7 protein-coding genes are annotated in these 9,798 nt (G+C 45.2%); 3 read left to right on the top strand and 4 right to left on the bottom strand.

The window, feature by feature from the left end; translation table 11 throughout:
- Window positions 1-32 precede the first annotated feature (32 nt).
- From QVP94_RS02830 to QVP94_RS02820, 3 genes are read left to right on the top strand one after another with little or no spacing between them, the layout of a single operon-like run.
- Window positions 33-2,192 carry an outer membrane beta-barrel protein gene (locus QVP94_RS02830; protein ID WP_022191926.1) on the top strand — a complete coding sequence of 720 codons (2,160 nt, stop codon included), beginning with the start codon at window positions 33-35 and terminating at the stop codon, window positions 2,190-2,192.
- Between the two features lie 20 nt (window positions 2,193-2,212).
- Window positions 2,213-3,271 carry a sensor histidine kinase gene (locus QVP94_RS02825; RefSeq protein ID WP_196007116.1) on the top strand — a complete coding sequence of 353 codons (1,059 nt, stop codon included), beginning with the start codon at window positions 2,213-2,215 and terminating at the stop codon, window positions 3,269-3,271.
- A complete protein-coding gene (locus tag QVP94_RS02820) occupies window positions 3,268-3,963 on the top strand; it encodes a LytR/AlgR family response regulator transcription factor (RefSeq protein WP_008773963.1) in 696 nt (231 codons plus the stop codon). Before QVP94_RS02825 ends, QVP94_RS02820 begins: the two co-directional genes overlap by 4 nt.
- A gap of 66 nt (window positions 3,964-4,029) precedes the next feature.
- On the opposite strand, the gene QVP94_RS02815 is transcribed toward QVP94_RS02820, so the two are convergent.
- From QVP94_RS02815 to QVP94_RS02800, 4 genes are all read right to left on the bottom strand, one after another.
- Window positions 4,030-5,223, bottom strand: coding sequence for an esterase (locus tag QVP94_RS02815; RefSeq protein ID WP_008780628.1), 1,194 nt, complete (start codon window positions 5,221-5,223; stop codon window positions 4,030-4,032).
- 65 nt (window positions 5,224-5,288) lie between these two features.
- A complete protein-coding gene (locus QVP94_RS02810) occupies window positions 5,289-6,497 on the bottom strand; it encodes a hypothetical protein (RefSeq protein ID WP_022191924.1) in 1,209 nt (402 codons plus the stop codon).
- Between the two features lie 63 nt (window positions 6,498-6,560).
- Complete coding sequence (locus tag QVP94_RS02805) at window positions 6,561-8,414, bottom strand: DUF349 domain-containing protein (RefSeq protein WP_008780630.1); 1,854 nt, start codon at window positions 8,412-8,414, stop codon at window positions 6,561-6,563.
- 216 nt (window positions 8,415-8,630) lie between these two features.
- The coding region (locus tag QVP94_RS02800; RefSeq protein ID WP_288213162.1) for a sodium ion-translocating decarboxylase subunit beta at window positions 8,631-9,798 on the bottom strand (1,168 nt) is incomplete at its 5' end.

Raw genomic sequence — 9,798 nt, 5'->3', positions numbered from 1 at the left:
TCCTGCTGATGTAATTTTGATATAAAAACGACATGAGCAGGAATCTTTTTATAATAGTTCTATTGATAATTACCCCTTTTTGTGGTTGGGGACAGGTCGATACGATAGCGGACCAGAAGTTACAGGAAGTGGTGATCATGGCTAAGCTCCCTACGGTAGAGATGAAACCGGGGAAGATGACTTATAGGCTGGATGCCTCTATCACCCAAAGCCAAGGGAATGTCTACGACGTGTTGACCAGTTTGCCGGGAGTCGTGATACAAAATGATGGCACTATTTTCTTGAATGGTCAAAACGGTGCGAATATCTTGATGGATGGTAAGCCGACCTATTTATCGGGGCAAGATCTTGTCAATCTCTTAAAATCGACTCCTGCCTCCATTACGGATAAAATCGATTTGATTACGCATCCCTCGGCACGTTACGACGCTAGCGGAAACTCCGGTATTATCGATATACGTACGAAGAAGATATTGCGAAGAGGAATGAACCTTTCGGTAAACGGTAGTTATGACCAAGGTAAATATGGAGAGGGTTTCGCTTCTACTACCCTGAATCTGCGAACGAATAAGCTCAACTTCTATCTCTCTTATTCCTATTCCCGGAAGAATGATTACGATGATCTGTATGTGGAGAGAAACTATCTGGAAGGTTGGCGGCCGGAAGGGGAGACCGGGCAGATGACGCAATCTTCCTATCGAACTTGGAAGAATACATCAAACTATTATCGTTTCGGGATCGATTATCAAATGTCGGATAAGACTACGATCGGGTTTTCGACGGATGGTAATCTGGCGGGTAACAAGGTTGAGGGAGATATGAACTCATCCATTCCTAAGCGATCTCCGCAAACCGGAGGTTCGCTTCGCACCTTGAACGACCAGAATCGTTCACAGGATAATTTTACGGCTGTTTTAAGTTTAACACATACCTTTAACTCTGATGGTGGGGTCTTGGATGCCTCTATGGATTACTTGCGTTATCGATACGAGGAAGACCAATATTTGAATAGCCAAGATACCTTGTTTGGGGATATGGATGGAGGAATCCATTTATACTCCGGACAAGCGAATCTGGTGTGGCCTTTCTCGAAATCCTTCACGTTCCATGCAGGCGCCAAGACCTCTTTTGTCTCTATTGATAATAACGCTGATTATAATCGGTTACAAGGTGATTCTTGGCAACCGGACCATGACTTGAGTTGTGATTTTCAGTATGACGAGAATATAAACGCAGGCTATGTACAGCTTGACGCCAAATTCTCTTCTATAAGTCTGGAGGCAGGTCTTCGTCTGGAAAATACCCGCATAGAGGGCGAACAATCGGGTAACGCTTATCAAAGAGACTCCTCGTTTACCAATCATTATACGCACTTGTTCCCAACGCTTTCTGTTCAGTATGCCTTGAGGAATGGGAATAGTCTGTCGCTTACTTATGGCAAACGGATTGTCCGTCCGAATTACCGGGACCTGAATCCGTTTGTATATATCCACGATGAGTATACGTATGATAAAGGTAACACCTTATTACGCCCGGAATTATCCGATAATCTGGAACTGGCCTATATACATGGCGATTTATTCCGGGTGGGGCTTGCTTTCAATTATACGAAGGATGTAATTATCAAGAGCTATTTGGATCAAGGGAACTATGTCGTTTATGTCTCACCGGAAAATCTCTCTTCCCGCGTCAGCGTAGGTCCCCGGCTCAGTACCTCCCAATTACCGCTAACCTCATTTTGGAACGTGAACGTCAGCGCATCCTTGATCTATAACCGGTATCGTTTACCGGAGAATTATCAAGTAAAGGTGAATAAGAGATGGACACCGAATATCGGGATCTCGAATCAGTTTAGCTTTGCCCGGACTTGGAGCGCTGAACTTATCGGTTTCTATAATGGGAAAATGGCGGCGGGACAAGCTACGATCTATCCGTTATGGCAAATAAATGCCGGTATCCAGAAGAAGATATGGAAAGGCCGGGGAACGATCCAGTTATTCGCACGGGATATTTTCCATTCGAATGTATCGAGAATGAGCGTGATGACTCCCACCCAGCACGCTTTTATAAAAGAGCGGATGAACCGGACGGTAGTCGGTATTTCATTGACCTATCGTATAAATCGTGGTTTGGAGGTGAAAGAATCTCGCCGGAAGCATAGCGTAGATGAAAGTAAAAGAATAAATTTGTGAAACCTCTAGACAAATGGTTTATGAAAAAGATATATAAGTGGATATATGCCTTGATTTTTGCGGTCTCTTTGTATTCTTGTATCCGCTGGGTAACGGATTATACGAAAGAAGGACACTACTGGACACAGTCCTTGGGGAATAGTATCCTAGAGATCGTGATTCTAATCTTTGTCTCTTATTTGTTTTTTATTTACTTTGGAAGCCAGATCGAGAAGAGCCGAAGAGCGAAAGAACCGAATAGGTGGAAATTTGTTTGGAGATCGTATGGAATGCCTTTCTTATTTATTATATTGGGTGTGAATGCTACGTTGGCAATAACCCGTATATTTATCGGTGATACTTTCCATATGGACGATATAATAATTGCGAACGTGATAGGGAGCTTGTTTGCGTTTATGGTCTATAATGTTCAGCGAGCTCAAGTATTGGATAAAGATTACGCCGAGCAGCGTATCCAACTGGAAAAGATCAAGAATGATCAATTACAGACGGAATTGAAGTTCTTGAAATCCCAATATCATCCTCACTTCTTGTTTAATGCGCTCAATACCGTTTATTTCCAGATTGATGAAAGTAACAAGGCGCCTCGTCGCACGTTAGAGATGATATCCGAACTCTTGCGTTACCAACTGTATGGCGGCAATCAGAAGGTCAGTATCCTGCAAGAAATTGATTATTTGAAAACTTATATAGCCTTGCGTAAGCTTCGTATGAGTGAACGCCTGCGGTTGCGTGTAGAGTTTCCGCCCGAATTGAATGAACTGAATATTTATCCGTTACTCTTCCTCCCGTTGGTAGAGAACGCTTTTAAATACGTAGGTGGCGATTATCAATTGGATATTATCATGAAATGGAAAAATAGCCGGATCAGTTTGTTTATACGAAACTCCATCCCCGAGCTTTCAGCGGAGGACGAAGCGTTGCGTAAATCGGTGGATGAACGGCAACGTAAAGGCATCGGTCTGGTAAATTTACGCCGCCGATTATCTTTATTGTATCCCAATAAGCACCGTTTGGAAACCCGGAAAGAAGAGACTGAGTTCGTAGCGGAATTAATGATTGAAATAGAAGATATATGACAATAACCTGCGTGATAACAGATGATGAGCCGATGGCCCGTAAAGGATTGCAATCGTATGTGGAGCGAGTGGATTTTCTCTCCTTGACCGGTGTATGTGAGGACGCTATCCAATTAAATACTCTGTTGAAAACTCAGCAGCCGGATTTACTTTTGTTAGATATCGAGATGCCTTATCTTTCCGGTTTGGATTTATTGGCGACCTTAAACCAGCCTCCCAAAGTGATCGTTACTTCCGCTTATGAGCAATATGCCTTGAAAGGATATGAGCTGGATGTCGTGGATTATTTGCTGAAGCCTATTTCCTTTGAGCGTTTCTTAAAAGGCGTGAATAAGGTACACGACCTGTTGGTTCGGGAGAACACGCCGGATGCGGATGCCTCGTTCTTCGTGAAAAGCGAGAAGCAAATGCGTAAGATCTACCTAAGAGATATCTTATTTGTAGAGGCGTTGGAAAATTATGTTAGCATCTATACTACTTCCGGTAGAGTATTGACCCATTCAACCTTGAAGCGGATCGGGGAATCCCTACCCGATGATCAATTTCTCCAAACGCATAAATCGTATATAATTAATGCGGATCGTGTCGATCTGGTAGAAGGGAATAGATTACGTATCGAATCCTATCAAATCCCGATCGCCCGTAATCTCAGAGATGTTGTATTTAAGCGTATCCTTAAGAATACGTTGTAATTATATGACTGTAGCTAGGTCATAGAGACGCGGCACATGCCGCGTCTCTACAACTGGGGTATTTTGTTATTTGAATAACATTGGGGCGAATTTTGTGAGGTAGATGCGCCAGTTTTTCCAGATATGGCCGCCGTCGCTCTCGTAGTATTCGTATTTGTAGCCGTTATCGTCTAGTTTCTTGCGATAGTCTACGTTGTTTTTGTATAAGAAGTCGGTTTTACCGATAGCGATCCAGTATAATTTCGGGTGCTTGCCGAATTGTACTTTCAGCTTCTCATCCATATTCTGGTAGATGGGAGATTCGGAGCCTTCACGGGGGAGGATGGCGGCAGAGAATAATCCCACGTAATCGAACATATCCGGATATTGCTTAGATATATGCAAAGAATGGAAACCGCCCATGGAAAGTCCGGCTATCGCACGGCTGGATTTCTTTTTTTCCACACGGTAATTGCTCTCGATAAACTTAATGACATCCGGGAAGCTGCTTTCCATGCTACCCTCCATGGTTTTAGGTAGTTGCATATTCGGCTTAACTAAACCTAGGCTGGATTCTCCCGGAGCGGCCTCTTGATCCGCGTTTCCGTTTGTCATAACCACGATCATCGGTTTTGCCTTACCTTGGGCGATCAAATTGTCTAAGATCTGGGCCGTACGTCCTAAGGCGATCCAAGCTTCCTCGTCGCCACCCATGCCGTGTAAGAGGTAGAATACCGGATATTTTTTGCCACTTGTCTCATAGCCAGCCGGCGTATAAACGGTAATACGGCGGGTCTTTCCCAATGTTGGGCTCTCATACCAACGGCGAGCGACCGTTCCGTGAGGAACATCATTAACGCTGTATAAATCGCCCTGTCCACCCTTGATGATAAAGATATTCGTAACGGATGCCACGTCACGGTTCAGATAGACATTATTAGGATCTGTAGTCTTTAATCCATCGACAATAAAGGAATAGCTATATAATTCGGAGGGAAGAGGTTCCGGTGTGGTATATTCCCAAACGCCTTCTTTACCTTCCTTTAAATCAACGGTACCGGGTACATCCACTAAACCGAACTGAGTCTCCATCTTCTGTGTGGGAAGGAAATCTCCTGTTACCTGCACCTTGATCGCTTTGGGTGCCATGAACCGGAAGGTTACGGTGTTATCCGGATGAATCTCCGGAGAGATGATGTTCTGACTACCCCAAAGGGCTTGTTGGGCGAACGTGATCACGCTGATCAGCATGAATACGGCCAAGATTGATAATCTTTTCATAATGATAAATTTATTAATGGTATTACTAAAGTCTAAAGATTTTTACAAATGTAATGAATAATCTGTTACATGAGCAATAAATAGGCTCGATAATGTGTCTCTTTTGTGACAGGGCATAATGAGAGGTAGCCTTCTTGAATCCTTCCATTCGCGAGGCGAAGCGGATAGGTCTCAGACATGAGGCGGTGTTTCTCGAGAGCTTCTCCGGCTTCCTTCTCGTAAGAAACCCGGTAATCGCCAACAGCTCCGGGCGCTACATACTGCTGGAATAGACGTAAAGCGACCATTCCCATCGTGTACCGCATATTGATCTCAATGCAGGGATGAATAGCGAAAGATCCATCCTTTTGTCTATAGACCAGCATGTCCACACCTATACAGCCCGCATATGTAGATCCGTACACTTCTTGTAATACAGCGCATACCGCCTCTTGGATGCGGGAATAGGTTTCTTCGCCCGTGAATCGGGTGATGCGAGAGAGCATGGTGGATTGTTCCTCTAGGATGTTGCCTGTATAGGAGCCTCGCTCCTCGGTATTGAAAACGGATAATCCCTCGTAACGGACAGTACCTTGCCCGTCGGAATAAAATTCCATGGCGAAATCCTGTACTTTGTCTAATCCGCTTTCGATGCTGATCATTCCTTGTTTGTTGAATGCGCCCTGTATCCAGTTTTTCGTTTTTGTATCCGGTTTTCGTTTCTCTACCCATAGCAATCCCCGTCCGGAAGAGGAATAGGGTGTTTTTAATACGAAGGGAGCGTTGCATAAGATCATGTATCTCTCCACCTCCCTGATTTTCGTGCAGAAACGAGGCGCTACTGGAATAGGGAGATCGGGTAGGAGGGCCTGTATCTTTTCCAGACATTCCGCCGCCGTTTGCCTACCGGTAAGGCGAAAATAATCCTCTTTCCAAGTCGGGACGGATAGCCGGACTTTTGCCTTGTCCCTCAACTGCTCGAATAAATGAAGACTATGCGGGGAAAGTCCCCATGGGGCCGCGTCCATAGGAGAGAGGTAGGGAGCGTTTTTCGCCAGCATCGCTTTTGTTACAGGTATAGGAGCCGGATGTAGGTCTTTGGGTAAATGGGAGAAAAACGGAGGGGTTGCCTTACTATCTTCCAGATAGACGAAATCATCCTCTTCCGCATACCAAACCGGCAGCAGCGCCAAGTCTTTTTGCATTTTACGGACGTTTGTCGGTGCCGTGTAGTTCTGTGTCCCTAAAAGTACGGCCGTCTCGTGGCCGGGATTGAAATAATGTATCCGTGACATAAAAGCGTAAAAACAACAAAGCCGTCTTTTTAAAGGACGGCTTTGCTCGGGTTTATGAGATTGTTATTCCAGATTCTCGTCGATGGCATCGATCTTCTTGACCGTTAAAGCCATATCCTCTTTCAGTTTTTCGATCTTGCGTTCCATTTCTTTCAGTAAACCGCCGCCGCCCTTGGAGGAAATGCTTAGGAAGCCGATGTTGTTCTCGTAAGTCTGAAGCTCGTTCTTCATGCGCTCGTACATACGCATCAACTTATCACGCTCGCTGAACAAACGGCCTTTACCTCTTTCGCCGCTGGTCATCTCGTTTAGGTTGTTGCGGAACGACTGCATCTTGCGATCGTTCTGGTCTACCTTCAAGCGATCGAATTGTTGGTCAACCGCCTCGTGATATTCCTTGTAGATCTTATCTTTCTCCTTGAACGGTACAAAACCGATCGTGTTCCATTCCGCCATATAAGACTTCAAGGTCGTGATAGCCTCATCATGTCCAAGGCTCTCGTCCATGCCCTTAATCTTAGCGATCAACTCTTTCTTAGCGGCCAAGTTGGTCTGCTCTATGCTCTTTTGGGAAACAACGTTCTTATTCTTTTGCTCGAAGAAATAATCACAAGCCGAGATAAAACGTTTCCAGACAGCGTCGGAATGCTTACGGGCTACCGGTCCGATCGTCTTCCATTCTTTCTGCAAAGCGATCATCTTATCCGTCGTATCCTTCCAGTCCGTACTATCCTTCAAAGCCTCGGCTTTCTCGCATAACGCACGTTTAGCGTCGAGGTTTTTCTCCATATCGCTCTTGATCGCCTTGTAGAACTCGCTCTTCTTCTCGAAGTAGACATCGCAAGCGGCACGGAAACGTTCGAATATCTTTACGTTATATTTTTTCGGAGCGAAACCAATCGTCTTCCATTTCTCTTGCAAGCCGATTACCTCCTTATTCTTTTCTTCCCAATCCTTAAACGATTTCAACGCGCTGAAATCAATCGCCTCGATTTGTTCGCAAATCACGGTCTTCGCATCCAGATTCTCCTGCTCTTTCGCTTTCAGTTTCTCGAAGTGCTCTTGGTGACGCTTATTGATCACGGTTGAGGCAGCTTTGAAGCGAGCCCATAAATCCTCACGTAATTCTTTCGCTACCGGCCCGATCTCACGCCATTGCTGGTGCAGCTTCTGAAGCTGGTGGAAAGCGGAGATAACATCCGGCTCGTTACCTAGTTTCTCTACGGTTTCGCACAAGGCGGTCTTCAATTCCAGATTCTTCTTGAAGTCGTAATCACGGAACTGATTGTTTATCTTGATAATATCATAGAATTTCTCGGTGTAGATCTGATAGTTCTTCCAAAGCTCGTTCACGTGCTCTTGGGGAACGGCCTTCACCTCTTTCCATCTTTGTTGGATGTCCTTGAAAGAGTTGTATAATTTATTGAAATCATCTTGGCTTTCGCAAAGCTCTTTCAACTGGTCGATCAACTGCAATTTCAAAGCGTAGTTAGCGGCCTTTACACGCTCTTCCTCGGCGAGGATAGCGGCTCTTTTCTCTTTATAAGAGGTGAGCAAATCCTTGATCTTGTTCTCGGTTTCGTCAGCGGGGGCTGTAAAATCCTTTTCTTCGCCACCATCAGCGATGAATACTTTCTTAAGCTCTTCCACCTCGTTACGACGGATCTTGTAGTAAGCCTGTTTCAAAGCCTCTACTTCTCCACGGGAAGTCTCTACGGAAGTCTCAACAAGTTCGGTTAACTTAGCGAGAATTTCTTCTTTGGTTAATTTACCTGCGGCAATAGCAGCGTCCGCCTCCGCTGTATCGTTGGCTTCAACGTCTGCGGTAGCATCGATTTCCGGCGTCTCAACCGGTTTTTTAGTTTCTTCCAATTTCCCGGCTTCTTCCGGCAAATTAGTCTCAAGAGTGTCCTTCATATACAATCGCTTTTAAGAAAAGGATAAATACATTCCTATATCAAGTCACAAATTAAACTAAATATTTTTGGATTACAGCATTTCGGGGAAATTATTTATCTAAAAAGTCATTTTGGATACTAATAGATGTTAAGGTTGGCCGATTTCTCCTGATTCCGGTTGTAGAGACGAGGCATGCCCCGTCTCCCACCATCTACTTATACTATTTAATCTTATTTATCCCAAGAAGGAAATCAACACGCCGGCAGCTACCGCCGAGCCGATCACTCCCGAGATATTACTAGCCATGCAATATTGCAAGACATGGTTCTTCGGATCATATTGCAACGCGATCTCATTCGCCACACGAGAGGCCATGGGTACAGCGCTTAAACCCGTGGCTCCGATAAGCGGATTGATTTTCTTCTTAGTGAACAAATTGAAAATCTTAACGAAGAAGATACCTCCAGCGATAGACAAGGCGAATGCCAAGAAACCGCCGATTACGATACCGATTGTTGTCAGGTTCAAGAACGCTTCCGTGGTCATGGTTGCCCCGACGGATAATCCGAGGAAGATCGTGGCTGCGTTCATGATGCTGTTGGAAGCGGCATCGAACAGACGGAACGTATTGGTTCCGATCTCTTTTACAAGATTACCGAACATCAACATACCGATCAAAGGAACGGAGCTGGGAACAAACAGGGCGACTACGGTAGTTACCACGATCGGGAAGATAATCTTCAATACACGCAAATTCTTGATCTCCATGTTAGAAGGGTGTTTCTTCTCTTGTTCCTTCATGTTGATCTGTAATTCTTTCTTAGAACACAGTAGCTTAACGACCAACGGGATGATAACCGGTACCAAAGCCATGTAAGAATAAGCAGCGATAGCGATCGGGCCTAGCAAATGCGGAGCCAATTTAATGGTCGTGAAGATAGCCGTCGGGCCATCGGCGCCACCGATAATACCTAAAGACGCTGCCTCTTTTGGTGTGAATCCCATCAAGATCGCTACCAAAAGCACCGTGAAGATTCCCAATTGAGCTGCGGCGCCGAAAATGGATAGGCGAAGGTTACGGAGCATCGGGCCGAAGTCGGTCAACGCACCGACACCCATGAAGATAATCGGCGGCAAGAAGCCCGTCTTGATCAACATATAATAGATGAAGTTCATCAAGCCAAGCTCGTGCGCGATATCATGCAGCGGCATTTCCCAGATGTTTCTCATCACGCCGTGTACATTAACCAACCCATTCTCATCCGCTTGAATCACTCCCATATCGCCTCCGGGGAAATTGGCGAGCAATACGCCGAACGCGATAGGCACGAGCAATAGCGGCTCGTATTGTTTCTTGATACCGAGGTAGAGCAATACGAACGCTATGGCATACATGATCAAG

It is taken from the genome of Parabacteroides sp. CAG:2, from assembly GCF_000436315.1.
Lineage (GTDB): Bacteria > Bacteroidota > Bacteroidia > Bacteroidales > Tannerellaceae > Parabacteroides > Parabacteroides distasonis.
Note: the sequence above shows the minus strand (reverse complement) of the source record. Positions and strands in the feature narration are given on the sequence as shown.